The 23,679-nt window shown below is 70.8% G+C and carries 23 protein-coding genes and 2 tRNA genes; 18 read left to right on the forward strand and 7 right to left on the reverse strand.

From position 1 onward, the window contains the following. Positions 1-69: 69 nt before the first annotated feature. From ACSP50_RS00055 to ACSP50_RS00060, 3 genes are all read left to right on the forward strand, one after another. Positions 70-143 (forward strand) — tRNA-Ile (locus ACSP50_RS00055). A gap of 106 nt (positions 144-249) precedes the next feature. After that, positions 250-378, forward strand: a complete 129-nt coding sequence (locus ACSP50_RS43640; protein ID WP_014687105.1) for a DLW-39 family protein — start codon at positions 250-252, stop codon at positions 376-378. Between the two features lie 10 nt (positions 379-388). Continuing rightward, positions 389-461: transfer RNA gene (locus tag ACSP50_RS00060), tRNA-Ala, on the forward strand. Positions 462-663: 202 nt separating this feature from the next. On the opposite strand, the gene ACSP50_RS00065 is transcribed toward ACSP50_RS00060, so the two are convergent. The 3 genes from ACSP50_RS00065 to ACSP50_RS00075 all read right to left on the reverse strand — a co-directional run bounded on the left by ACSP50_RS00065 (position 664) and on the right by ACSP50_RS00075 (position 3,439). After that, positions 664-1,206, reverse strand: a complete 543-nt coding sequence (locus ACSP50_RS00065; protein ID WP_043510538.1) for a hypothetical protein — start codon at positions 1,204-1,206, stop codon at positions 664-666. 335 nt (positions 1,207-1,541) lie between these two features. Next, positions 1,542-2,180: a response regulator transcription factor gene (locus ACSP50_RS00070; protein WP_043510540.1), complete on the reverse strand. Its 639-nt coding sequence runs from the start codon at positions 2,178-2,180 to the stop codon at positions 1,542-1,544. Beyond that, positions 2,171-3,439, reverse strand: a complete 1,269-nt coding sequence (locus ACSP50_RS00075; protein WP_231956825.1) for a sensor histidine kinase — start codon at positions 3,437-3,439, stop codon at positions 2,171-2,173. Before ACSP50_RS00075 ends, ACSP50_RS00070 begins: the two co-directional genes overlap by 10 nt. A gap of 133 nt (positions 3,440-3,572) precedes the next feature. Between ACSP50_RS00075 and ACSP50_RS00080 the strand changes: the two genes are divergently transcribed. The 3 genes from ACSP50_RS00080 to ACSP50_RS00090 all read left to right on the forward strand — a co-directional run bounded on the left by ACSP50_RS00080 (position 3,573) and on the right by ACSP50_RS00090 (position 5,289). Beyond that, positions 3,573-3,971, forward strand: a complete 399-nt coding sequence (locus ACSP50_RS00080) for a hypothetical protein (RefSeq protein WP_155123415.1) — start codon at positions 3,573-3,575, stop codon at positions 3,969-3,971. 278 nt (positions 3,972-4,249) lie between these two features. Next, entirely contained in the window at positions 4,250-4,759 is a 510-nt protein-coding gene (locus ACSP50_RS00085) for a DUF6461 domain-containing protein (RefSeq protein WP_014687111.1), read from the forward strand. 92 nt (positions 4,760-4,851) lie between these two features. After that, entirely contained in the window at positions 4,852-5,289 is a 438-nt protein-coding gene (locus ACSP50_RS00090) for an NUDIX domain-containing protein (RefSeq protein WP_052311462.1), read from the forward strand. 204 nt (positions 5,290-5,493) lie between these two features. On the opposite strand, the gene ACSP50_RS00095 is transcribed toward ACSP50_RS00090, so the two are convergent. Beyond that, positions 5,494-6,093 carry a hypothetical protein gene (locus tag ACSP50_RS00095; protein ID WP_014687113.1) on the reverse strand — a complete coding sequence of 200 codons (600 nt, stop codon included), beginning with the start codon at positions 6,091-6,093 and terminating at the stop codon, positions 5,494-5,496. Between the two features lie 130 nt (positions 6,094-6,223). On the opposite strand from ACSP50_RS00095, the gene ACSP50_RS00100 reads away from it, so the two are divergent. After that, entirely contained in the window at positions 6,224-6,775 is a 552-nt protein-coding gene (locus tag ACSP50_RS00100; protein ID WP_014687114.1) for a YbaK/EbsC family protein, read from the forward strand. Between the two features lie 70 nt (positions 6,776-6,845). Here the strand turns inward: ACSP50_RS00100 and ACSP50_RS00105 are convergent, their stop codons facing one another. From ACSP50_RS00105 to ACSP50_RS00115, 3 genes are all read right to left on the reverse strand, one after another. Beyond that, on the reverse strand, positions 6,846-7,487 hold the full coding sequence (locus ACSP50_RS00105) for a DsbA family protein (protein WP_014687115.1): 642 nt from the start codon (positions 7,485-7,487) through the stop codon (positions 6,846-6,848). 21 nt (positions 7,488-7,508) lie between these two features. After that, on the reverse strand, positions 7,509-7,937 hold the full coding sequence (locus ACSP50_RS00110) for a SufE family protein (protein WP_043510546.1): 429 nt from the start codon (positions 7,935-7,937) through the stop codon (positions 7,509-7,511). A gap of 122 nt (positions 7,938-8,059) precedes the next feature. Next, positions 8,060-8,449 carry a CBS domain-containing protein gene (locus tag ACSP50_RS00115; RefSeq protein ID WP_014687117.1) on the reverse strand — a complete coding sequence of 130 codons (390 nt, stop codon included), beginning with the start codon at positions 8,447-8,449 and terminating at the stop codon, positions 8,060-8,062. A 209-nt stretch (positions 8,450-8,658) separates the two neighbouring features. Between ACSP50_RS00115 and ACSP50_RS00120 the strand changes: the two genes are divergently transcribed. From ACSP50_RS00120 to ACSP50_RS00170, 11 genes are all read left to right on the forward strand, one after another. Beyond that, positions 8,659-9,429 carry an SGNH/GDSL hydrolase family protein gene (locus tag ACSP50_RS00120; protein WP_014687118.1) on the forward strand — a complete coding sequence of 257 codons (771 nt, stop codon included), beginning with the start codon at positions 8,659-8,661 and terminating at the stop codon, positions 9,427-9,429. A gap of 20 nt (positions 9,430-9,449) precedes the next feature. Continuing rightward, positions 9,450-10,349, forward strand: coding sequence for a sulfurtransferase (locus ACSP50_RS00125; RefSeq protein WP_043510547.1), 900 nt, complete (start codon positions 9,450-9,452; stop codon positions 10,347-10,349). Positions 10,350-10,432: 83 nt separating this feature from the next. Beyond that, entirely contained in the window at positions 10,433-12,172 is a 1,740-nt protein-coding gene (locus ACSP50_RS00130) for an HSP90 family protein (protein ID WP_043513234.1), read from the forward strand. Beyond that, positions 12,169-14,949, forward strand: a complete 2,781-nt coding sequence (locus ACSP50_RS00135; protein ID WP_014687121.1) for a tetratricopeptide repeat protein — start codon at positions 12,169-12,171, stop codon at positions 14,947-14,949. The genes ACSP50_RS00130 and ACSP50_RS00135 overlap by 4 nt, the downstream gene beginning before the upstream one ends. A gap of 32 nt (positions 14,950-14,981) precedes the next feature. Further along, complete coding sequence (locus tag ACSP50_RS00140; protein WP_014687122.1) at positions 14,982-15,587, forward strand: TetR/AcrR family transcriptional regulator; 606 nt, start codon at positions 14,982-14,984, stop codon at positions 15,585-15,587. Between the two features lie 111 nt (positions 15,588-15,698). Next, on the forward strand, positions 15,699-17,030 hold the full coding sequence (locus ACSP50_RS00145) for an acetyl/propionyl/methylcrotonyl-CoA carboxylase subunit alpha (protein ID WP_014687123.1): 1,332 nt from the start codon (positions 15,699-15,701) through the stop codon (positions 17,028-17,030). Then, positions 17,030-17,908, forward strand: a complete 879-nt coding sequence (locus ACSP50_RS00150; RefSeq protein WP_014687124.1) for a hydroxymethylglutaryl-CoA lyase — start codon at positions 17,030-17,032, stop codon at positions 17,906-17,908. The genes ACSP50_RS00145 and ACSP50_RS00150 overlap by 1 nt, the downstream gene beginning before the upstream one ends. A 149-nt stretch (positions 17,909-18,057) precedes the next feature. Next, entirely contained in the window at positions 18,058-19,119 is a 1,062-nt protein-coding gene (locus ACSP50_RS00155) for a hypothetical protein (RefSeq protein WP_014687125.1), read from the forward strand. A 261-nt stretch (positions 19,120-19,380) separates the two neighbouring features. Further along, on the forward strand, positions 19,381-20,757 hold the full coding sequence (locus ACSP50_RS00160; RefSeq protein ID WP_043510553.1) for a hypothetical protein: 1,377 nt from the start codon (positions 19,381-19,383) through the stop codon (positions 20,755-20,757). 186 nt (positions 20,758-20,943) lie between these two features. Then, the gene (locus ACSP50_RS00165; protein ID WP_014687127.1) at positions 20,944-22,467 is read left to right on the forward strand and encodes an acyl-CoA carboxylase subunit beta; all 1,524 of its coding nucleotides are present in this window, start codon (positions 20,944-20,946) and stop codon (positions 22,465-22,467) included. 36 nt (positions 22,468-22,503) lie between these two features. Continuing rightward, entirely contained in the window at positions 22,504-23,658 is a 1,155-nt protein-coding gene (locus tag ACSP50_RS00170; protein WP_172898837.1) for an acyl-CoA dehydrogenase family protein, read from the forward strand. The last annotated feature ends 21 nt before the right edge of the window (positions 23,659-23,679 follow it).

The following is a 23,679-nucleotide window of genomic DNA, read 5'->3' on the forward strand; positions in this document are numbered from 1 at the left end:
CGGGTTGCGAGCCACCCCCCGCTTTGGTGGGTCGCAACCCGATGCGGTAACGTTCTGTTCCGCAGGTGAGGGGCTATAGCTCAGTCGGTTAGAGCGCAGAGCTGATAACTCTGAGGTCGATGGTTCGATTCCATCTAGCCCCACGAGCAATCGGGCGATCCTGTCCGCGAAATTGCGGACGGGGTCGCCTGTTTCGTTGCTCGGCTCCTCGCTCTTACGCGTCTGAGTTCCCGGACTGGGGGTTTGTCGATGCTGAAGAAACTCCTCATCGTGGCAGCGGTCGTCGGTGCCGCCACCCTCGTGGTGAAGAAGGTCAAGGCCTCCAGCGACGAGCGTGCCCTCTGGCACGAGGCGACCACCGCTCCTGACCTGCGCTGAGGCGCAGTCCGGGGCCCTAGCTCAACTGGCAGAGCACCGCCTTTGCAAGGCGGGGGTTAGGGGTTCAAGTCCCCTGGGCTCCACACTTCAAGCCTTCACGAGGCAAAACGCAAGGCCGAGATCTTCCGGGCCGCTCTGGGACCATCACATTCCAGGTCCCACCGGTTCCCGGCCGCCGCTTTGAGCGCGGCACCGACGGCGCTCGCGGCGCGGTCGGTATGAAAATGCGGACCGGCGAAGAGACCGCCGATCCGCATTTTTCATAGCCGCTCGAGGCGACAGTTGTCAGGCGATCTTGAGCCCGTAGCGGAGCCAGGTCGAGCTACCGCTACAGCCGTTGGCCTTGTCGGAGGAGATCGCGAGCCAGAAGTCGACGAAGCCGAGACTGTTCTTCGCGAAGTACCTGTCCGTGATGTCGTAGGTCTTGGTCCAGCTGGTCTGATTGGCCGGAATCAGATCTTTCCCACCGATATTGATGTCCGCGTTGGTGCCGCGGATGTTCTTCACGCCGAGGGTGATGTCCTCACCCCGGGTGTGCGTCACGTGGATCTTCATCGACTTGACCGTGACACCACCGGTGTGAACCACCATGTCCCACGTGACGTCGTAGATCTGTCCCCAAGATTCGCCGCAGGTCGGCTTCTGCACGCAGGTAATGGACTGGGCCTTGGATGTCTGACCGGCCTTGACTGTGGATTCCATGGTGTTGCACGGCGCGTAGCTGTCGGCCAGCGCGGCGACAGGTGCCACCATGACGGCTGTCGCAACGGCCATGGCGCTCGTCGTCACCGCGATCGCACGGCCACCGAGACGCTTCAGCTTCTTCAAGATATCCCCATCTACCGGTCATGAGTGTGAATGACTTGCCTACTCATAGTTACGATCATGAGAGCAGTCGGCAATCGGGTGTTTGAGCACGTCAGCGCGGCTTTCGACGCGTAGATCGTCCCCAGGGCGCGCCCACCCTGATCCAGGTCGGCAAGCGGCGGGTGGCCGAGCGGGCAGATTTCGGGCAAAAGCTTCAGCTGTATCCGCCGCTACGGGCTAAAACATTGATGAATAACGACGCGTGACAGTCGCCATAGTCACGATCCGTCAACTCATCCACCGGGCTCGCGCAATGCCACGGATGGGCGGGGCCGCCTTCGCGGGAGTGATTCGTCCTAGCCGCCGAGGAAGCGCAGCACGGCCAGCACGCGCCGGTGGTCGCTGTCCGCCGGGGCGAGCCCCAGCTTGGCGAAGATGCCGTTCACGTGCTTGGCCACGGCGCTCTCGCTGACCACCAGGGCGCCGGCGATGCCGGCGTTGGATCGGCCCTCGGCCATCAGGGCGAGCACGTCGTGCTCGCGCGGGGTGAGCCGGTCGAGTGGGCCGGTGCGGCGCACCAGCAGCTGCGACACGACCTCGGGGTCGAGCACCGTGCCGCCGCCGGCGATCCGGCGGGCTGCCGAGACGAAGTCGTCGACGTCGGCCACCCGGTCCTTGAGCAGGTAGCCGAGCCGGCTGGTGTCGCCGGTGAGCAGCTTGGTGGCGTACCGCTCCTCGACGTACTGGGACAGCACCAGCACGCCCACCCCGGGCCACTGCCGGCGCACCTGGATCGCGGCGCGCAGCCCCTCGTCGGCGTAGCCGGGCGGCATCCGCACGTCGGCTACGAGTAGGTCGGGCCGGTGCTCGCCGACGGCCCGCAGCAGCGCTTCGGCGTCGCCCACCGCGGCGACGACCGGGCAGTCGCGGGAGGCGAACAGCCGGGACAGGCCGTCGCGCAGCAGCACCGAATCCTCGGCCAGCACTACCCGCACGGCAGGGACACCCGGATCGACGTCGGGCCGCCGGCCGGGCTGGCGATGCTGAGCGTGCCGTCCACCGACTCGACGCGCTGGCGCAGGCCGCGCAGGCCGGTGCCGCGCACCGGGTCGGCACCGCCCCGGCCGTCGTCGGCGACGGCCAGGGTGAGACCGCCGGGCTGCTGCCGCACCACGACATCGGCGCGGGTCGCGGCCGCGTGCTTGGCCACATTGGACAACGCCTCGGACACCACGAAATAGGCGACCGCCTCGATCGGCGCCGGCGGCCGCCCGCGCAGGTCGACCACCAGTCGCACCGGCACCGGGGAGCGGGCCGCGATGCCGGACAGCGCCGCGTCCAGACCGAGCTCGTCGAGGACGGCCGGGTACAGGCCGCGGATGAGGTCGCGCAGCTCGGCGAGCGCCTGCTTCGCCTCCTCGTGCGCCGCCGCGACGGCCGCGCGCACCGCGGGATCGGCGTCGGCGACCGCGGCGCGGGTCATCCCGAGGTTCATGGCCAGCGACACCAGGCGCTGCTGGGTGCCGTCGTGCAGGTCACGCTCGATGCGACGGCGCTCGGCGTCGGCCGCCTCGACAACGGCGGCCCGGCTGGCCGAGAGCGCCGCGACGCGCCGGGCGAGCAGCTCGGCGGCCGGCGGCTGCAGCAGCCGGCGGGCCAGCGCCAGGTCGAGGGCGGCGGCACCCCGGGCGAGCCAACCCGCGGCGACCGCCATGCCCACGCCGAGGGCCGCGATCGGCGACCGCTGCAGCAGGCTGCCCTTGCCGCTGAGCGCCGCGGCCACCACGAAACCGGGGCCGAACACCAGACCGGCCAGCACGACGACGCCGGCCGCTGTCAGGAACGCGCCGCCGAGCGCGTGGTAGCGGACCTGCCGCCAGGTGGTGGCGGACACCGCCTGACGGGCCAGCCAACTCCGGCGCGACATGCCGGGCGGCCGCGCGGCGGGCGGTGCCAGGTCGGCACCGAGGAGGCGGAGCCGGGCCTGGTGCCACACCGTGAACCGGAAGGTCAGCGCGAGCAGCACGGGCAGCACCACGACGAGCGGGACCGTCCCGCCGACCGTGCCGCCCAGCTTCTCCGAGCCGCCCAGTCCCGGCGGCGGGTGCTCCGACCCGATCAGCATCCCGGCGCCGACGATGGTCATCGTCAGGGCGGCCGGCACGAGCCACAGGACCGCGCCGATCAGCAGGCCGGCGACGGCCGGCCACGTGCGTCGCGACCACAGCACCGCCGGCACGTTCCCCCACACCACGCGTCCACACTAGCCAGTCGCGGCCGGCCGCAGGATCCCGCTGATTACCGGATCCGCCCTGTACCCAGTGCCACCCCCAAGACGGATGCCGGCGCCAACGACACCGGCCGCGACGGCCGACACGCTGGACGGCATGGATCGAATCTCGTTGCCGGTCGTACCGGCGGTGGCCGCGGCGGCGCTCGTGCCCTGGACCATCGGCCTCGCCACCCTCCTGCCGCGCACCGCCACGGCCCGGCACTGGAACATCGTCTGGGCCGGCCTGGACGTCGCGATCATCGCGGGCCTCGCGTCGACCAGCTGGCTGGCCCGCCGTCGTGACCGGCGGGTCACCCCGGCCGCCGTCGCGACCGCCACGCTGATGTGCGCCGACGCCTGGTTCGACGTGTGCACCAGCGACGCCGGCCTGCCGTTCGCCACGGCCTGTGCCGCAGCGGCGATCGAGGTGGCGGTCGCCGCCACCTGTCTGGTGGCCGCGCGCGCGGCCGATCCGGCCGAAGGTTTTCGGGCCCGGCAATCGGCGTCAAGGTGAGCCGGAAGGCGCCCCCTTCGACGGCGCCACATTCGTGAGGTCGCGCTTTCCTGGTCGATGGATATTGCGGGATTGTTGCGGTCCGCGGGTGGTTCTTCGCGACGATCTGGTACGGGCAGTGGCGGCCCGTGGGCGGCTTTCCGCTGGCTGCGGCGGTGGGGCGGCTCGCGAAGTGGCCGGATTTCGGGGCGTCGAAGTGATCTACTGGCGCGGTGAGACGGCGGGCTCTCTTGGCGGCGACGGCGCTGATGCTGTCGGCCGGATGCGGGAAGTCGACGATGGCGCTCCAGCCCGTGAGCGGCGACCAGGGACACCTCTGGGCGGCAGCGGACGGGCCGCTGGGGCGTGGTTTCTGCCTGACCCTGGTGCGCGGCAGGAAGCCCGTTCAGGTGGTGCGCACGGTCGGCGGGAAGGCCCACGAGATGGTCTACTGGCGCCAGCTGGTCGGACCGGGGGACGGCGAGGCGGCCGGGCGGCGGTACTTCGTCGGCATGGCCCGCCTGAGCCACTGGACGCTGATCCTCCAGGATGGTGACTTCGACGGCGGCCTCGGGATGGACCCGGCGATCGCCGGGCGGCTCGCCGCCGGTACCGACGTGGTGGTCTGCCGATGCGACAGGGCCGGGCGGGGGCGGGTCCGGACCTATCGGGACGGGGTGGTGGGCACCGACGTGACCGATCACACCGAGGAGGCGATCAGGCTCGTCGAGAAACGTGCCGGGATCCGGCTGACCGGGGCGTTGCTGGAGCAGAAACGGTATCTGCTGGTCACCGTTCCGAAGGCGTAGTTCCGTATTTGCCCGTTCTGCCGCTGTCGGATATCCACAGAGGAGCGATCGATTCCTGCGCTCGCGGTTTCCGACGGTTAGCCTGCGTACTCGTGAGCGAACGAAGACGGGCCGCCGCCGTGATCGTGCGGGACGGCCGGGTGCTGATGGTCCACGAGCGCAGCCGGCGCACCGGTGGCGGCGAGTGGTGGACTCTGCCGGGCGGCGGGGTAGAGCCCGGTGAGACCCCCGAGGAGGCCGTGCGGCGCGAGGTCTTCGAGGAGACCGGCCTGGTGGTCAGCGACCTGCGGTATGTGTTGGAGATGCCGTATCCGTCGGGCATGACATCGGTGTTCGCGGTGTCGGTGGCCGACGGCGAGCCCCGGGTCAGTCCCGACGACGGCAGCGGTCCCGAGCCGCTCGGCCTGGACTGGCTGCCGGTGCCGGAACTACCGATCGAAACGAACGGGGTGGCGGTGCCGCCCCTGATGGTGGTCCTGCCGACAATGGCCTCCACCGGCCGCCAACCGGCCGGCGACAGCATCGCCTGACCGGCCCACCGGGCCTCCCGCACGGGCTACCAGCCTCCGCACGGATCACCGGTCTCCGGCTACGGATCACCGGCTACCCGTTGCGGATTACCGCCACCAGCCAGCAGCGGTCAGTAGCCGCCAGCCGGCGGCGGTAGGCGTGGATTGGTGCCGCAGCGGAGGCACGAAGACCGGGACGCCATCTTCGACCGGCCCGGTGCGGGTTCAAGGCGCGGCTTCCAGCGACATGCGGGCCGTCTCCCGCCTGGTGTTCTCGCTCGGGTGCGGCGTTGGGGTGGCCAAGGTGCGGGCGGCCTCGATCGCGGTGTTCTCACCGGGCTGGAGCGTGGCGGTGGCAAGGCTGTGGGCGGCCTCGATCGCGGTGTCCTCGCGGGGGTGCGGTGCCGGGGGCGTGGAGCGGCGGGCGGCTGTCGCGCGGTGGCGTTCGGCTACGAAATAGGCGCAGGCGGCGACGTAGCTGGTGGTCAGCAGCAGGCCCATGACACGCATCGCGGTCGGCGGGTAGGGGAGCACGGCGACGGTCAGTGAGGCGACGGCCCAGCCGGACAGCAGGGCGGTGTTGACCGTGTCGGGCCGGCCCCAGCGGCCGGTGCGGCGATGCGCCTGGCGCTGGATCTCCACCGTGAACGAGTGGGCCATGCCGAGAGCCAGCAGGGCGAGGAGAGCGGTGGCCGGGAACGAGTGATGGCCACCGCCGACCGCTGCCATCGCGGTGGTGCCGGTCAGCAGCGCGAGCCCGCTGACCGTGCCGATACGAGCCTTGCGGCGTTCCGCTGCGTTCGCCTCCTCCACGATCTCAGACATTCGGCATGATCCGCCGAGACCTGAGCCGCCCGTCGATGCGGAGGAGACGGCTCTCGAAACCGGGCCCGAGCGGTGGAATGTGGTGGCGGTGTGGATGGCGGGGACGGGTCGGGGTAATGATGGCGGCGTGATGGGGAGCCTGCAGACCGAATCCGCACAGTCTCGTCTTGATCTGCTGGCCGGGCCGGTGGCCAAAGCGCTTTCGGTGTGGCCGGAGGACGCGCCGGTCGATGTCGATCAGGTGCTGGTGGCGTCGATCGATCCGGGGCTGGCGGATACCGCCGCGTTCTGCGAGGCCTACGGGATCCCGCTCGGTGAGTCGGCGAACTGTGTGATCGTGGCCGGGCGCCGCGGGGAGACGGTGAGGTATGCGGCCTGTGTCGTTCTGGCCACCACCCGGGCCGATGTGAACGGGACCGTGCGGCGGCTGCTCGACGTGCGCAAGTGCAGCTTTGCGCCGATGGACGAGGCGGTGTCGCTGACCGGGATGGAATATGGCGGGATCACCCCGATCGGGCTCCCCGACGACTGGCCGATCCTGGTCGACTCCCGCGTGGTCGCCACGCCGCACGTGATCATCGGGTCCGGGGTGCGGCACAGCAAGATCGCCGTGGCCGGTCCGGTCCTCGGCGCGCTACCCGGCGCCCGGGTGATCGAGGGGCTCGCCAAAGAGGCCGGCTAGCGGCCCCCGAGTCCCGGCCGACATCGATGGCCAGACGTGGACTTCCATCAATGTCGTTCCACGTGAAACGCTATTGACCGGCTTCGACGGCTTCGCGACGGGTGATCTCGGCCAGGGCGGACAGCAGGGTGGCGGATTCCTGGGCACCCTGGATGGCGTACTTGCCGTCGACGACGAACGTGGGAACGCTCGTGATGCCCAGCTCCCGTGCCGCGGCCAGGTCGGTGGTGACGGCCGCCGTGCCGGCCTCCGAGGTCAGGTAGCCCAGGGCCGCCGCCCCGTCCAGGCCGGCCGAGGCGGCGATCTTCGCCAGCACGGGCAGTGACCCGATGTCGGCCCCGTGGGTGAAGTAGGCCCGCTGCAGCGCGTCCAGCACCTCTGCCTGCCGGCCATGCCCGGCCGCCCAGGCGATCAGCCGGTGTGCCGCGAAGGTGTTGGCGGCGACCACCCGGTCGAAGTCCAGAGTCAGTCCCTCGCTCGCGCCGATTTCCGTGACGTGGGCGAACATCTGCTCGGCCCGGTCCGCGTCACCGAATTTCGAGGCCATCGCCTGCTTGATCGGCAGTGGCTGGGGGACCGGGGAGGCGTCCAGCTGGTAGGCCCGATAGGTGACGGTGACCGACTCGCCGAAATCGGCCAGCGCGTTCTCCAAGCGGCGCTTGCCGATGTAGCACCACGGGCAGACGACGTCGGACCAGACCTGGATGTCCACACTTCTCCGTTTCAGAAGAGCTTACGGAAGCTGTTCGGTGATCTGGCGCTTGAGCCGGGCCAGGATCGCCGTGCCGCCGCGGATCCGCAGCGGACTGATCGCCTGGGCCAGGCCCATCCGGGCGTAGAGGTCGTCCGGCACGGCCAGGATCTCGGTGGCGGACGCGCCGGCCAGTCCCTCGGCCAGGATCCCGGCGAACGCGCGGGTGGTGGGCGCCTCCGGTGGGCAGTCGAACCACGTGGTCACCGTGGTGTCCGGCTGAACGGTGGCCTTGAGGAAGAACTGGGTCTGGCACTCCGGGACCTGCTCCATGCCCTCGTGCCCGACCAGATCGGCCGGCAGGGGCGGCACCGCGTCGGAGAACTCCAGCAGCATCTCCAGGACCACCTCGCGGGGCGCGGAGGCGAACTCCTCGACGATCTCGGCCAGCTTCGGCGGCATGTCAGTCACAAGACCAACTTAGTCCGGCGCCGACGGACCGCGGCGCCGGCGGCGGGCGTAACGGCGCCGGGCGGGGGACCCGGCGGGCCGGGCGGGCCATGCGTGTACCGGGCGAGCCGGGTGGGGCCGGGTCAGGCGGCGGAGGGCAGCGGCAGCAGGGCGATGTCGCTGAGGCTGAGCAGCCCGACCGCATTGCGCTCGGCATCGCAGACGACCAGGCGGCGCACGGCACGGGACCGCATCGCCTGCACCGCCTCCTCCACCGTCGCGCTCTCCTCGATCATGATCAGCTCCCGGGTGGCGATCGCACCGAGCGTGGTCTTCGCCGGCGCCAGGCCCTCGGCCACGGCACGCACCACGATGTCCCGGTCGGTGACGATGCCGGACACGGCCGGCCCCTGGGTCACCACCACGTCGCCGATGCCCTGATCCCGCATGGCCTGCGCGGCCTCGTCGAGGGGGGTGTCGGCGGGCAGGTACACCACTCGACGGGTCATCACGTCCGCTATCCGCCTGGCCATGCCTCTGCCCTCCGGCCCCTCATTCGTCTCGACAACCCCAGTGTCCCCGGTGGTATCACCGTCGGCACCGGTGTGATCACCGAGACTAGAGACCACGTACGACTAAATCACGTCCTTATCTAGGTGTCGCCATCGTCACGTTCCGCGTGCGTGCATCGGGTGGAAAGCTGATCGAGCAACAAAAGCTGAGCAGACGTTAGGGGGACGTGATGGCCTGGCGCAGCTTCGTGGCGATGGGTGACAGCTTCACCGAGGGCATGTGCGACGAGTATCCGGACGGCACCTACCGGGGCTGGGCCGATCTGGTGGCCACCCGGCTCGCGGTCGACTCAGGCCCCGACTTCGGCTATGCCAACCTGGCGATCCGCGGCCGGCTGCTGGACCAGGTGATCGCCGAGCAGCTCGAGCCGGCCCTGGCGATGCGGCCCGGCCTGGTGAGTTTCGCGGCCGGTGGCAACGACATCCTGCGGCCCCGGGTCGATCCGCACACCCTGGTCGAACGGATCGATCCGGTGATCGCCCGGATCCGGGCCACCGGCGCCGACGTGATCATGTTCCGGTTCGCCGACGTGGCCGTGCACATCCCGGGCGGGCAGCGGATGATCGGCAGCCGCGCGGCCGTCCTCAACGACGGTTTCCGGGAGATCGCCGAACGGCACGGTGCCCACCTGGTCGACCTCTTCGCCGACCACGCCTACCTGCACCGCGACATGTGGAGCGACGACCGCCTGCACCTGTCCGCCGCCGGTCACCGGCGGGTCGCCGGGCACGTGCTGACCGCACTCGGCGTCGGTGTCGAGGAGGAGTGGATGCTGGTGCCGCCGGCTCCGCAGCCCACGCCGTGGCGGTTGGCGGTGAGCGCCGACCTGCGCTGGGCCCGCGAGCACCTGGCGCCGTGGGTGAGCCGGCATCTGCGCGGTCGCTCGTCGGGCGATCTGGTGACCGCGAAGCGTCCCGTGCTGGCCCCGATCAACGACTGAGTAGGACTAGCGTGACAGGCATGTCCGTTGCGAACGATCCGGCGCAGGCGCTGCAGGCCTATGCGCATCCCGACAAACTGGTCACCACCGAGTGGCTCGCCGCGAACCTGGACACGCCCGGCCTGGTCGTCGTCGAGTCGGACGAGGACGTGCTGCTCTACGACACCGGGCACATCCCGGGCGCGGTGAAGGTCGACTGGCACCTGGAGCTCAACGACCAGCTCACCCGGGACTATCTCGACCCGGCCGCGTTCGCCGCGATGTGTGAGGCCAAAGGCATCGGCCGGGACGACACGATCGTGTTCTACGGCGACAACTTCAACTGGTGGGCGGCGTACGCCCTCTGGGTCTTCAGTCTTTTCGGACATCGCGACGTGCGGCTACTCGACGGCGGCCGGCAGAAGTGGGTGGCCGAGGGGCGTCCGGTGACCCGGGACAAGACGGTCCGGGAGCGGGCCGGCTACCCGGTTCCGGTGCGCAACGACGCGGCGATCCGGGCCTTCCGGGACCAGGTGATGGGCCACATCGCCGGCGGGCGACCGCTGGTCGACGTGCGTTCGCCGCAGGAGTACACCGGCGAGCTGACCCACATGGCGGCGTATCCGCAGGAGGGCGCGCTGCGCGGCGGGCACATCCCGGGCGCGGTCAGCAAGCCGTGGAAGTCCGCGGCCAACGACGACGGCTCGTTCAAGTCGCACGACGACCTGATCAAGATCTACCAGGATGAGCTGGGCCTGGAGTCGGGCGACGACATCATCGCGTACTGCCGGATCGGCGAGCGGTCCAGCCACACCTGGTTCGTGCTGCACCACCTGCTGGGATATCCGCAGGTGCGGAACTACGACGGCTCGTGGACCGAGTGGGGCAACCTGGTCCGCGCGCCGATCGCCAAGGGCACCGAGCCGGGTGGCCTGAGCTGACCCGCCGGAGCGGCGTGGTCCCGGCACCGCGCCGCTCCGAAATAACCCCGGTTTTGTCGTACCGAACCGGTACCGTGCGCGCCGTGAGCAACACGTTCCAGGTCGATCTACGGGGCATCGTCGACCTGCTCAGCCATCACCTCTACGCGAGCCCCCGCGTCTACGTCCGTGAGCTGCTGCAGAACGCGGTCGATGCGATCACCGCGGTCGGCCCCGACCACGCCGGCCGGGTCGAGATCACCACCGGTCCCGTCCTGCGGATCACCGACAACGGCATCGGGCTCACCGAGGCGCAGGTGCACGAGCTGCTGGCCACCATCGGCCGCAGCTCGAAACGCGACGAGCTGGGCTTCGCCCGCCACGAGTTCCTCGGCCAGTTCGGCATCGGGCTGCTCTCCTGCTTCCTGGTCGCCGACGAGATCCGGGTGCACACCCGGCGCCAGGGCGCCGCCCCGGTGCTCTGGACGGGTCACTCCGACGGGCGCTACGACGTGCGGCCCGGCGACGATCGCGAGCCGGGGACCACGGTCACCCTGCTGCCGCGGCGCGGCGCCGAGCACTACCTGACCGGCGCGACGGTGACCGAGCTGGCCGAGCTCTACGGCTCGCTGCTGCCGGTCGAGGTGACCGTCGACGGCCGCCGGGTCACCGCCGGCACGGTGCCCTGGGCGCTCCCGGCCGGTGAGAGGAACGCGTACGCGGACAGCGTCCTGGGTTTTCGTCCCTTCGACGTGATCGACCTGAACGTGCCGGGCTCCGGCCTGTCCGGCGCGGCGTTCGTGCTGCCCACGCCGGTGAACCCGGCCAGTCGTGGCGGCCACCGGGTCTACCTCAAGCGGATGCTGCTCTCGGAGAGCGTCGAGGGGCTGCTGCCCGACTGGGCGTTCTTCGCGCGCTGCGTGGTGGACAGCACCGAGCTGCGGCCGACCGCCAGCCGGGAGGCGCTCTACGACGACGGCATGCTGGCCGAGACCCGCGAGGCGATCGCCGACCAGCTGCGTGGCTGGCTGGTCCGGCTCTCCGCGACCGATCCGCGCCGGTTGGGTCAGTTCCTGCAGATCCATCACCTCGGGGTGAAGGCGCTGGCCCTGCACGACGACGAGATGCTGCGCCTGGTCGAGCAGTGGTATCCGATGCAGACCAACATGGGCGAGCTGACCCTGGCCGAGTTCCGGGCCCGCTTCGGCGCGCTGCGCTACGCGGCCACCGCCGACGAGTTCCGGCAGCTCGCCGCCGTCGCCGCCGCCCAGGACGTCGGTCTGATCAACGGCGGTTATGTGTACGACGCGGATCTGATCGAGCGTCTCGCCGCCACCGATCCCGAGGTTCGCGCCGAGCGCCTCGATCCGACCGACCTCACCACCCGCTTCACGGCCGTCGACGCGGAGAGTGAGCTGCGGCTGCGTCCGTTCCTGTCGGCCGCCCAGCGCCGCCTGGACAAACTCGGCTGCGAGGTGGTGGTCCGGGCTTTCGACCCGGTCACTCTGCCGGCGCTCTACCTGGTCAGCCGGGCCGCCGCGTTCCACGACGAGTTCACCGCCAGCCGGGATCAGGCCGACGACCTGTGGGGCGGCGTGCTCGACGCGCTCTCCTCGACGGTGCCCAACGACCGGCCGCAGCTGGTCCTCAACCACCGCAACCCGCTGATCCGCCGGGTCGCCGCGCTCGGCGACGCGGAGTTGGCCGCGCTGGCCGTCGAGTCGCTCTACGGTCAGGCGCTGCTGCTCGGCCACCACCCGATCCGGCCGGCCGACGCCGCGCTGCTGACCACCTCGTTCCTCGGTCTGCTGGACCGGGCCGTCCCCGGTGAGGGGACCCGATGAAGACCGCGGAAGAGCTGTGGAACGTTCTCGACGAGGCCCACCATCTGCCGTACGGTGCGGCCCAGATCGCCCTGGTCGAGCAGGTGCTGCGGCACGTCGACGGTGCCGGTGACCCGGCGCTGGCCTTCTACACCCGGCTGTTCGCGACCACGGCGTACATCTACGGCGGCGAGTCGGTGAAGTCGTTCGCCACCTTCTCCTGGTGCGTGGCCGACTTCGACAAGAACCCGCAGCCGTACCACGAGCGCTGGACGCACAACCTGCTCTGGCTGTTCAAGACGATGATCAGCGCGCTCACCCGGTTCCCGGAGATCCCGCTCGCCCGGACGTACGCGGTGCTCGACGACATGGAGCGCCGCTACCGGGAGACCGGGCACGGCATGCAGCCGGTATACAAACACCGCTACCTGGTCGCCCGGCATCTCGGGCTGACCGAGGAGGCGGAGGGCTGGTTCGAGAAGTGGCGGACCGCGCCGCGCAACGCGCTCTCCGACTGCGCGGGCTGCGACCCCACCACGATGGTCATCCACCTCAACACCCGGGAGCGGTTCGCGGAGGCCGTCGAGCTGTCCGCGCCGGTGCTGGCCGGCGAGCTGAACTGCAACGAGCAGCCGCAGAGCATCCTCAGCGAGCTGATGGTGTCCTATCTGCAGACCGGCCACCTGACCGACGCTGCGGACGCGCACCGCCGGTCCTACCTGGTCGAGCGCGGCAACCTGGCCGATCTGGCCGGCATCGGCGACCACATCCTGTTCTGCGCGCGGACCGGCAACGAGGCCCGCGGCCTGGAGATCCTGCAGCGGCACATCGACTGGCTCGACCGCGCGCCGTCGCCGTCCGCCGGGATGCACTTCGCCGCGACCGGGGTGGCGCTGCTGCGCCGGCTCGCCGCGCGGGGCCACGGCGACACGCTGATCCGGCGCAGCGGGCGGCCGGATGTGACCGCCGAGGCGCTGGCCGCCGAGCTGGAGACCTACGCGACCGGGCTGGCCGCCCGGTTCGACGCCCGCAACGGCACCGGGCACCAGGGCAGACTGGTGGCCGAGACGATGACCGCCGAACCCTACGGGGTCGACCTGCCGCTCGCCCCGACCGCCCGTCGTCCGGCCCCGACCCCGGCCGCGGCGGTGGCGCCGTTGCGGGAGGCGACGCCGGAGCCGGTCGAGATCCCGGCCGACCTGGACGAGACCGAGCTGCTCGACCTGGCCGAGCGGTTCCTCGACGACGATGCGCACGACGAGTTCGCCGCGGTGCTGGAGGCGTTCGCCAAGCGCTTCCCGGACCCGATCGACCCGCTGGCGGCCGGCCGGCTCTGGACGTTCCGCGGCGTCGCCCTGCCCGATGACGACCACGACGGCACCATCGCCGCCTGGGAGCAGGCCGTCATCGCCTTCACCCGGGCCGGTGACGGGAGCCGGGTCAGCGCCCTGCGCGCCCGGATCGCGATCGAGCGGGCCCGGGCCGAGCGCGGCGAGCCGGCCGACGACGTGGCGCTGGTCCGGTCCGACGTCGCCTACCAGGAGGAGCACGGCACCGCCCGGGACCGGGCGAACGCCTGGCTGCGGCTGTCCACGATGTACTTCATGGCGGACAGCCTGGACGAGGCGAACGAGGCCGGCGACCGCGCCGACGCGTATGCGGCCGAGTCGGGCCGGCCGCGCCGGGTGGCGTACCACGCGCTGGTGCGCGCCCGGAACCGCGGCGCCGCGCACCGGCACGAGGAGGCGGGGGCGGCGGCCCGCGAGGCCTGGTCCTTCTATCGCGAACACGGTCCGGCACGGGCCAGCGCCGAGGCGGCCACCATCGTGGGGCAGGTCAGCGACGATCCGGCCGAGGTGGTCGCCGCGATGACCGAGTCGCTGACCACCGGGTTGCCCGGCGCCGAGCTGGCCGGCCATGCGCTGCGCGGCCGCGCGTTGATGTCCCTGGAGCGGCCGGAGGAGGCGATCGACGACTTCGTCGAGGCGGTCGCGATCTGTGCCGAGCACGACCTGGAGCAGCCGGGGGTCTTCGCCCGGCAGGATCTGGCCCAGGCGTACCGGGCGGCCGGCCGGCTCCCGGAGGCCGCCGAGGTGGCCGAGGAGGCGGTGCTCGGGTTCGAGCGACTGGGCTTCCCGGAGCCGCTCAACGACACGCGGTACATGCTGGCCGGCATTTATCGTGATCTTGACGACACCGGTCGGGCGCTGGAGCTGTACCGCCAGCTGATCGAGGTGCTGGCCGACAACCCGGCCGGGCGCGGCCAGCTCGGCGAGGACGCCGGCATGGTGCTCTACAAGCTGGACCGGGACGCCGAGGCGGCGCTGACCTTCCGGGCCGCGGCCGAGGCGCTGCGCGAGGCCGGTGATCCGGCTGGCGAGCTGCGCGTGCTGCGGCGGCGGCTGATGGCGTTGAACTACGCCGATCAGGTCGACGAGGCCGAGGAGCTGATCGGCCTGGTTACCCGCCGGTACGAGGAACTCCCCGCCGAACTGGCCGAACAGCCGGGCGTCCAGTGGGGTCGCGCGATCTTCGCCTTCGAGGTCGGCAATCTCCTGATGCGCCGGGGCCGGTGGGCCGAGGCGCTGCCCCATCTGGACGGCGCGCCCGAGCGGCTGCGGGCGATCGGCGCGCGGGACGACGCCGACCGGGTGACTGGGATGCTTTCCGAGGCGTTGTTGCGCTCCGGGCGACCGGCCGAGGCGTTGGCTCTGATGGAGTCGCTCCCCGAGGAGAAGCGGTTCGCCGAGTTGTACGCCGAGGCCCGGGCGGCCGTCGATCGGCTGAACGACCGTTAAGCAAGGACTTGACGACGCGTTAAAGTGACGAGGTGACGACGGTAGATCAGCGGCACCGGACGACCCCGCCGGCGCCCCGGCGGCGGTCACGCCGCGACGAAATCCTCGAGATCGCGGTCGGTCTGTTCGCCGCCCGCGGCTATCACGGCGTGTCGATGGACGACATCGGTTCGGCGGCCGGCGTCACCGGCCCGGCGTTGTATCACCACTTCGCCGGCAAGGAGGCGATGCTGGTCGCCGCACTGATTCCGGTCAGCGAGAGCCTGCTGGAGGGCGGCCGTGAGCGGGTCGCCCGGCACCCGGCCGAGGCCGAGGCGGCGCTCGCCGACCTGATCGACTTCCACGTCGACTTCGCGCTGGCCAACCCGGCGGTCATCGCCCTGCACCTGCACGAGCTGGACCGCCTGCCGGAGGAGCCGCGCCGGCAGATCCGCCGGTTGCAGCGTCTGTACGTGGAGGAGTGGGTCGGCGTGCTCACCCTGCTGCGGCCCGAGCTGGAGGCCTCTGAGGCCCGGGTGCTGGCGCACGCCGCGTTCGGCCTGATGAACTCGACGCCGTTCCTGGGCGGCGAGGTGGAGCGCCGCCGCCGGGCCGACCTGCTGCGCGAGGCCACGATGCACGCGCTGACCGGCCGCTGAAAAGGTACGAGCTGCTGGAATCCGCGCGACCCGCGGTGACCGGCGACTAGAACAAAACGGACCACCGGTCACCCCACAGGGCGGGCCGGCACCCCGACATACAGGAGCCTCATGATCGAGTCGCTGCTCGTCGCCAACCGCGGCGAGATCGCCCGCCGGATCATCCGCACCGCGAACCGCCTGGGTATCCGTACCATCGCGGTCCACTCGGAAGCCGACGCCGACCTGCCGTTCGTACGGGAGGCCGATGAGGCCGTCTGCGTCGGCCCGGCCAACCCGGCGCAGAGTTACCGCAACGCCGACGCCATCCTGGCCGCCGCGAAGCAGACCGGGGCACAGGCCGTGCACCCCGGTTACGGCTTCCTCAGCGAGAACGCCGATTTCGCCCGTACCGTCGAGGCCAACGGTCTGATCTGGGTCGGGCCCGGCGCCGACGCGATCACCGCGATGGGCGACAAGATCAATGCCCGCAACCTGATGGCCGCGGCCGGCGTGCCGGTCGCCCCGGGCACCGCGGAGCCGGTGGCCGGCGTCGACGACGCCGTGGCGGCGGCCGCGACGATCGGCTACCCGGTGATGGTCAAGGCCGCCGCCGGCGGTGGCGGCATGGGCATGGGCGTCGCCACCGACGAGGCCGCCCTGCGCACCGAGTTCGGCAAGGTACAGGCGTTCGCCGAGCGGATGTTCGGCGACGGCTCGGTGCTGCTGGAGCGCTACTTCCCGCGGGTGCGGCACGTCGAGGTGCAGATTCTGGGCCTGGCCGACGGCCGGGTGGTCGCGCTGTCCGAGCGGGAGTGCTCGGTCCAGCGCCGCAACCAGAAGCTCGTCGAGGAGGCCCCGTCCCCGGCGGTCACGCCGGAGCTGCGGGAACGGATGAAGCAGGCTGCGGTCAAGGCCGGCGAAGTGGTGAACTACCGCAACGCGGGCACCGTCGAGTGCCTGCTCGACCCGGCCACCGGCGAGTTCTTCTTCCTGGAGATGAACACCCGGCTGCAGGTCGAGCACCCGATCACCGAGCTGATCCACGGCATCGACCTGGTCGAGGCGCAGCTACGGATCGCCAGCGGCGAGGACGTGTCCGACCAGTTCGGACAGTCGGGTCACGCGATCGAGTTCCGGGTCAACGCCGAGGACCCGAAGCGGTTCCTGCCCGGCCCCGGCGCGATCACCACCTGGGAGGAGCCCGCGGGCTTCCGGGTCGACTCCGGGTACACCGAGGGCAACACGGTCACCCCGTTCTACGACTCGCTGCTCGCCAAGCTGATCGTCTTCGGCGCCGACCGCGAGGAAGCGCTGGCCAAGGCACGGGACGCGGTGGCCGGCTTCCGGATCGCCGGGCCGAAGAACAACCTGCCGTTCTTCGCCGAGCTGCTGGAGAACGACGAGTTCCGCTCCGGGGACTACGACACCGGCATCGTCGCCCGGATGAAGGGGGTGAAGTGATGCCCGCGATCAGCATCCGCGAGGTGGCACCCCGCGACGGCCTGCAGAACGAGGAGCCCGTCCCCACCGACGGCAAGGTCGCCCTGATCGACGCGCTCAGCGACACCGGCGTCGGCCGGATCGAGGCGGTCTCGTTCGTGCACCCGAAGGCGATCCCGCAGATGGCCGATGCCGACGAGGTCTGGTCGCGGATCACCCGCAACCCGGACGTCCGCTACTCCGCGCTGATCCCGAACACCCGGGGCGCCCAGCGCGCGATCGCCGCCGGGTTCCGTGAGATCGAGGTGGTGGTGTCGGCCAGCGACACCCACAACCGGCGCAACCTCAACCGGTCCACCGAGGAGTCGCTGGACGACATCGCCGGACTGATCCCGCTGGTGCACGCGGCCGGTGCCACCCTCGAGGTGATCGTCGCGACGAGCTTCGGCTGCCCGTACGAGGGTGACATCCCCCCGGAGCGGGTGGCCGGCATCGTCGAGCGGGTCCGGCGTGACGGCGCCGACCGGATCGCGTTCGGCGACACCACCGGGATGGGCACCCCGCGCCGGGTCCGCGACCTGCTCGCCGAGGTGCGGCCGGACCTGCTGCACTTCCACGACACCCGGGGCACCGGCCTGGCCAACATCGTGACCGCGCTGGACCTGGGCGTGACCGAGTTCGACGCCAGTGCCGGCGGCCTGGGCGGCTGCCCGTACGCGCCCGGCGCCTCCGGCAACGTGGCCACCGAGGAGGTGGTGCACATGCTGCACGACATGGGACTCGATACCGGTATCGATCTCGACAAGTTGATCGAGGCCGCCGAACTGGCCGAACGCCTGGTCGGCCGTACGCTTTCATCAGGCGTTCTGCGAGCCGGCCCGCGTACCCGTCTCGTGTGATTTTTCCGCCCGATTCCTGCGATCATTTTTCTGATTTGCTCGCGTGACTTTCCGCTCGCTCGCGTCGTTGCTAATACCGAGTGGCCGATATCGCCGGTTCCGGAAATCCGGAATTGTCAGGGTGCGGCCGACGACGAGGGGTGGATCCGATGGCGGGCTGGAGGGTCGAGCGCACGCCGCGCACGGCGTCCCGCTCCGTGCCGGTCACCCCCGGCGGCTCCCCGCTCATGCCGCCCCACAGCCAGGGGGCGGAGCGGCGGCCGGAGCGCCGCGCCGGACGTGCCGGTTCCCGGTGGGTCCTGCGTGCATTCGTCGTCGGTGGCCTGGCCGGGGCGGCCTGGCTGCTCACCGGCGCCGCCGCGCACGCCGCGGGTACCGGTGCCGAGCCGGTGCCCGTCGCGCAGGCCGCGGGCCTGACCGAAAACCCCGCGGGCCTGACCGAGAAGCCCGCCGGGCTGAACGAGGAGCCGGCGCCCGTGGCGCAAGTCGCGGGCCCCGGTGAACCGCTCGGGGCCGTGCTCGACGGGGATGTCGAGTCGGCACCCGCCTGGCTCGACGAGAACCAGGACCGCACGGTCGGCGATCTCCTGAAGGCGGCCGTCCAGCCGCTGGAGACCCACCACCACATCGTCACGTCGCTTCCGGCGGCGACGCACGACGAGCCCGCGATCGACCCGGAACCCCACGGTGAACCCCTGCCGACGACGGCCGCACCGCTGCGTTCCAGCAGCGGTACCGCGGACGCGCAGCGGCAGCCGGCGACCGAGGGCCCCGCGGCTGATTCCGTGGCACCGCCTGCCCTGTCGCACCCGTTCGCCCCGGTGGGCGAGCCGGCCCCGGCGACCTTCGTGAAGAGGGCGGGCACCAGGGTGACCCGTGCCCCGGCCGGCGACAAACCGGCCCGGCGGGTCACGGCCCTGTCCCGGTCACGCGTCCATCGGCATGCCCCGGCCGCCCGGCCGGTTGCGCCGGAGGCGATCCGCCAGGACATGCCCGGCGGCGACGGACCCGCGCCCGCGCGGACGAACCTCGGGGCGGTCAGCGGTATCCCGGCCAGCAGTGGCTCGGGTGGCAACACGGAGAACGGCTCGTCGGCCGTTCTGCCGACGGGGACCGCGAACGGCCCGGTGGCCTGCCACCGCTGCCCGGTCGCGCCCGATGTCGACGCCCGGCGCAACGACGCCGTGGCGCCGACCGTCTCACCTGACTAGTTCGACCCGTGATGAGCCCGGCGGCTCAAGGTGGCCGCCGTGGATCCGGCCGACGATTCCTGAACCGTTTGCGGACAAGCGGCGAATCGTACGACGGCTGTCACCGATCATCACCGCGACGGGCGCACGTCGACGAGCGGGTCAGGGCCACCGACATTCGAGCCAGGGCACCGCTGCGCCCCGAGAACAATGTTCTGGAACCAGCCAATTGAATATGCGGAAATCCTTGCCGACCATTTTTTGAAAGGCATCACTTTTCTCATGAAGAAGACGTGGGTTCGTAAGACGCTGAGCGTCGGGATCATGGCTGCCGGCGCTCTGCTGATGGCCCCGGCCGCGGCTCAGGCCGGTGGGCACAGCCACGGCGGCTTCGCTCCGTCGGCCGCCCAGGACGGGATCACCCAGTTCTCGTCGACCAACCTCGGCGCGCTGAACGGCACGCAGTTCGCGGCTCCGCTCACCGCCCCGGTGAACATGAACGGCAACGCGATCGCGCTGGGCGGGATCTCGTCGGCCAACGGTGGCGGCGTCAACCACATCGCCGAGGGCTCCCGGGCCCGTCGCGGTGGCAGCGGCATCGCGCAGCAGTCGGGCGGTAACGTCGGCTTCCTGAACGGCACCCAGATCGCCGTGCCGGTGACCGTGCCGATCAACCAGAACGGCAACGCGGACAGCCTGTTCGGGGTCTCCTCGGCGCGCGGTAGCGGGGTCAACCACGTCACCGAGGGTGCGCACGTCGCCGGCGGTGGCTGGAACGACGGCATCGCGCAGCAGTCGGGTGGCAACGTCGGCTTCCTGAACGGCACCCAGATCGCCGTGCCGATCACCATCCCGATCAACCAGTGCGGCAACGCGGACAGCCTGTTCGGGGTCTCCTCGGCCCAGGCCACCTGCGCCAACTTCATCGGTGGGCCGACCGGGCGCAGCGTCCGTCAGGGCGGTGCCGGCGCCAACAACTGGGGCGGCGGTGCCGGCGCCCACAACTGGGGCGGCGGTGCCGGCGCCGACAACTGGGGCGGCGGGAACCGGGTCGGCGGCTGGGACAACGGCATCCGCCAGTCCAGCTTCGGCAACATCGGCTTCCTGAACGGCAGCCAGTTCGCCGCGCCGGTCGTCGCGCCGATCAACGCCTGCGGCAACTCGCTCGGCTCGCTGCTGGGCACCGCGAACTCGCAGGCGTTCTGCGTGAACCGGATCGGCGACAGCGGCCCGGTCTGGGTCAAGGGCCACCGGCACGGCCACCACGGCGCCGTCCAGGGTGACCAGGGCCAGGGCAACTGCGGCTGCGGCGACGACAACACCGGTGACGTCCGCGGCGACCAGGGCTACAACGGTGGCGGCGAGGCTCCCGCGGTCAACGACGACAACGGGTACAGCAACGACGACAACAGCGGTGACGTCAAGGGCGACAAGGGCGGCCACAAGGGTCACGGTCACAAGGGCCACAAGGCCGACACCGGCTACGGCGACGTCAAGGACGACAACAACGGCAACGCCAAGGGTGACAAGGGCTACGGCGACGTCAGCCCGGACAAGTACGGCGACTCCACCGGTGGCCGCAACAACATCGAGAGCACCTCGGTCAGCGGCCTGACCGGCAGCCTGGGTGGTCTGGACCTGCTCGACAGCCTGCGCTGACGCGGCCGGGCGCCGTCCCGGGCGTCCACCGCGCGCCGGTCGCGTCTCCACCGTGCCGGCAGCACGACGGGAGTCCTCGCTTTCCGCGAGGGCTCCCGTTCGGCGTTGCCGGCGATCTTCGTTTGAGCTAACCTAACGGTCGTTAAGTCTAACGAACGTTAAGGAAACTTGAACGAGGGGGAACGCATGGACGGCGACGCGCTCGCGCAGGTTCGCAAGCGTGTGCTGGCCGGCGGCGCCGAGCGCTACCACGCCGCCAACGCGGGCAAGGGCAAGCTGTTCGTCCGCGAGCGGGTCGCGCTCCTGGTCGACGAGGGTTCCTTCGTCGAGGACGGGCTCTATGCCAACAGTCTGGCCGAGGGACTGCCCGCCGATGGTGTGATCACCGGAGCCGCCCGGATCGACGGCCGCGACGTGTGCGTGATGGCCAACGACTCCACGGTCAAGGCCGGCTCCTGGGGCGCCCGCACGGTGGAGAAGATCGTCCGCGTCATCGAGCGGGCCTACCAGCTCGGCGTCCCGATGATCTACCTGGTCGACTCGGCCGGCGCCCGGATCACCGACCAGGTCGACCTCTTCCCCGGTCGGCGCGGTGCCGGCAAGATCTTCCATACCCAGGTCAAGGCGTCCGGCTCGATCCCGCAGATCTGCGCGCTGTTCGGCCCCTCGGCCGCCGGCGGGGCGTACATTCCGGCCTTCTGCGACGTCGTCGCCATGGTCGAGGGCAACGCCAGCATGTATCTGGGCTCCGACCGCATGGTCGAGATGGTCACCGGTGAGAAGACGACGCTCGAGGCGATGGGCGGCGCCCGGGTGCACTGCGCCGAGTCCGGTGTCGGCCACTTCCTCTGCAAGACCGAGCAGGACGCGCTCGACGTCGTGCGCGGCTATCTGTCCTATGTGCCGCAGAACTGGACCCAGCGTCCGCCTTCGGCGTCCGCGACGGATTCGTCCGGGGCGGATCTCGGCGCGCTGGTCCCGGCCAGCGAGCGGCAGGCGTTCGACATGCGGCGGTACGTCAAGGGTCTGGTCGACGACGGCTCGTTCTTCGAGATCCAGGCGCTGTGGGCCCGCGAGCTGACGGTCGGCTTCGCCCGGCTCGACGGCGAGGTGATCGGCGTCCTGGGCAACAACTCGATGTTCAAGGGCGGTGTGCTCTTCGTCGACTCGGCCGACAAGGCGAGCCGGTTCGTGCAGCTCTGCGACGCCTTCAACATCCCGCTGCTGTTCCTCGCCGACGTGCCCGGCTTCATGGTCGGCTCGGCCGTGGAGAAACAGGGCATCATCCGGCACGGCGCCAAGATGATCACCGCGATCTCCGAGGCCACCGTGCCGAAGATCTGCGTGGTGGTGCGCAAGGCCTACGGCGCCGGGCTGTACGCGATGGCCGGCCCCGGTTTCGAGCCGGACGCCACCATCGCGCTGCCCACCGCCAAGATCGCGGTGATGGGCGCCGAGGCCGCGGTGAACGCGGTCTACGCCAACAAGATCGCGGCGATCGAGGACCCGGACGAGCGGGCCGCCTTCGTCGCCGAGCGTCGCGCCGAGTACGAGCGCGACATCGACATCATGCGCCTGGCCAGCGAGCTCGTGGTGGACGCCGTGGTGGAACCCGGCGACCTGCGGGCCGAGCTGATCCGGCGGTTCTCGGCGGCCCGTGGCAAGGACCGCACGTTCTCCCGCCGCCGCCATGGCGTCACCCCTGTCTAGAGCAGCGACCGTCTAAGGAAGCGAAGCAGCGAAATGGTGGATTTCCGGCTCGGTGACGAGCTCGAGGATTTGCGTGGCAGCGTCCGGCAGTTCGCCCGTGAGCAGGTGGCGCCGGTCATCGCCGAGCACTACGAGCACAAGACGTTCCCGTACGACGTGATCCGTCAGATGGGGAAGATGGGCCTGTTCGGCCTGCCGTTCCCGGAAGAGGTCGGCGGGATGGGCGGCGACTACTTCGCGCTCTGCATCGCGCTGGAGGAGATCGCCCGGGTCGACAGCTCGGTGGCGGTCACCCTGGAGGCGGCCGTCTCGCTGGGCGCGATGCCGATCTTCCGGTACGGCACGCCGGCCCAGAAGGAGCGCTGGCTGCCCGCCCTCACCAGTGGCGAGGCACTGGCCGGTTTCGGGCTCACCGAGCCCGGCTCGGGCTCGGACGCGGCCGGGACCACCACCCGCGCGGTCCTCGACGAGTCGACCGGCGAGTGGGTGATCAACGGGACCAAGGCCTTCATCACCAACTCCGGGACCGACATCACCAGCCTGGTCACGGTCATGGCGGCGACCGGGACGAACCCGGACGGCAGCCGTGAGCTGTCCACCATCATCGTCCCGTCCGGCACCCCCGGCTTCACCGTCGCCCCGCAGTACTCGAAGGTCGGCTGGTGCGCGTCGGACACCCACGAGCTGTCCTTCGACGACGTGCGGGTGCCCGCGGAGAACCTGCTCGGTCAGCGGGGCCGGGGCTTCGCCCAGTTCCTGCGGATCCTCGACGAGGGCCGGATCGCGATCGCCGCGCTCTCCGTCGGCCTGGCCCAGGGCTGTGTCGACGAGTCGGTGGCCTACGCCAAGCAGCGGGTCGCCTTCGGCCGTCCGATCGGCGACAACCAGGCTGTGCAGTTCCTGATCGCGGACATGGAGCTGCGCGCCCACCTGGCCCGCCTCGGCTACTACGACGCGGCCGCCCGGATGCTGGCCGGCGAGGACTTCAAGCGGTACGCGGCGATCGCCAAACTGAACGCCAGCAACGCGGCCATGGAGAACAGCCGGTACGCCACCCAGGTGCACGGCGGGTACGGCTTCATGAACGAGTCGGCGGTCGGCCGCTTCTACCGGGATGCCAAGATCCTGGAGATCGGCGAGGGCACCTCGGAGGTGCAGCGCATGCTGATCGCCCGCGGGCTCGGACTCTAGGGTCCATTACCGAGAGTCAGC

Source organism: Actinoplanes sp. SE50/110, assembly GCF_900119315.1.
GTDB lineage: Bacteria > Actinomycetota > Actinomycetes > Mycobacteriales > Micromonosporaceae > Actinoplanes.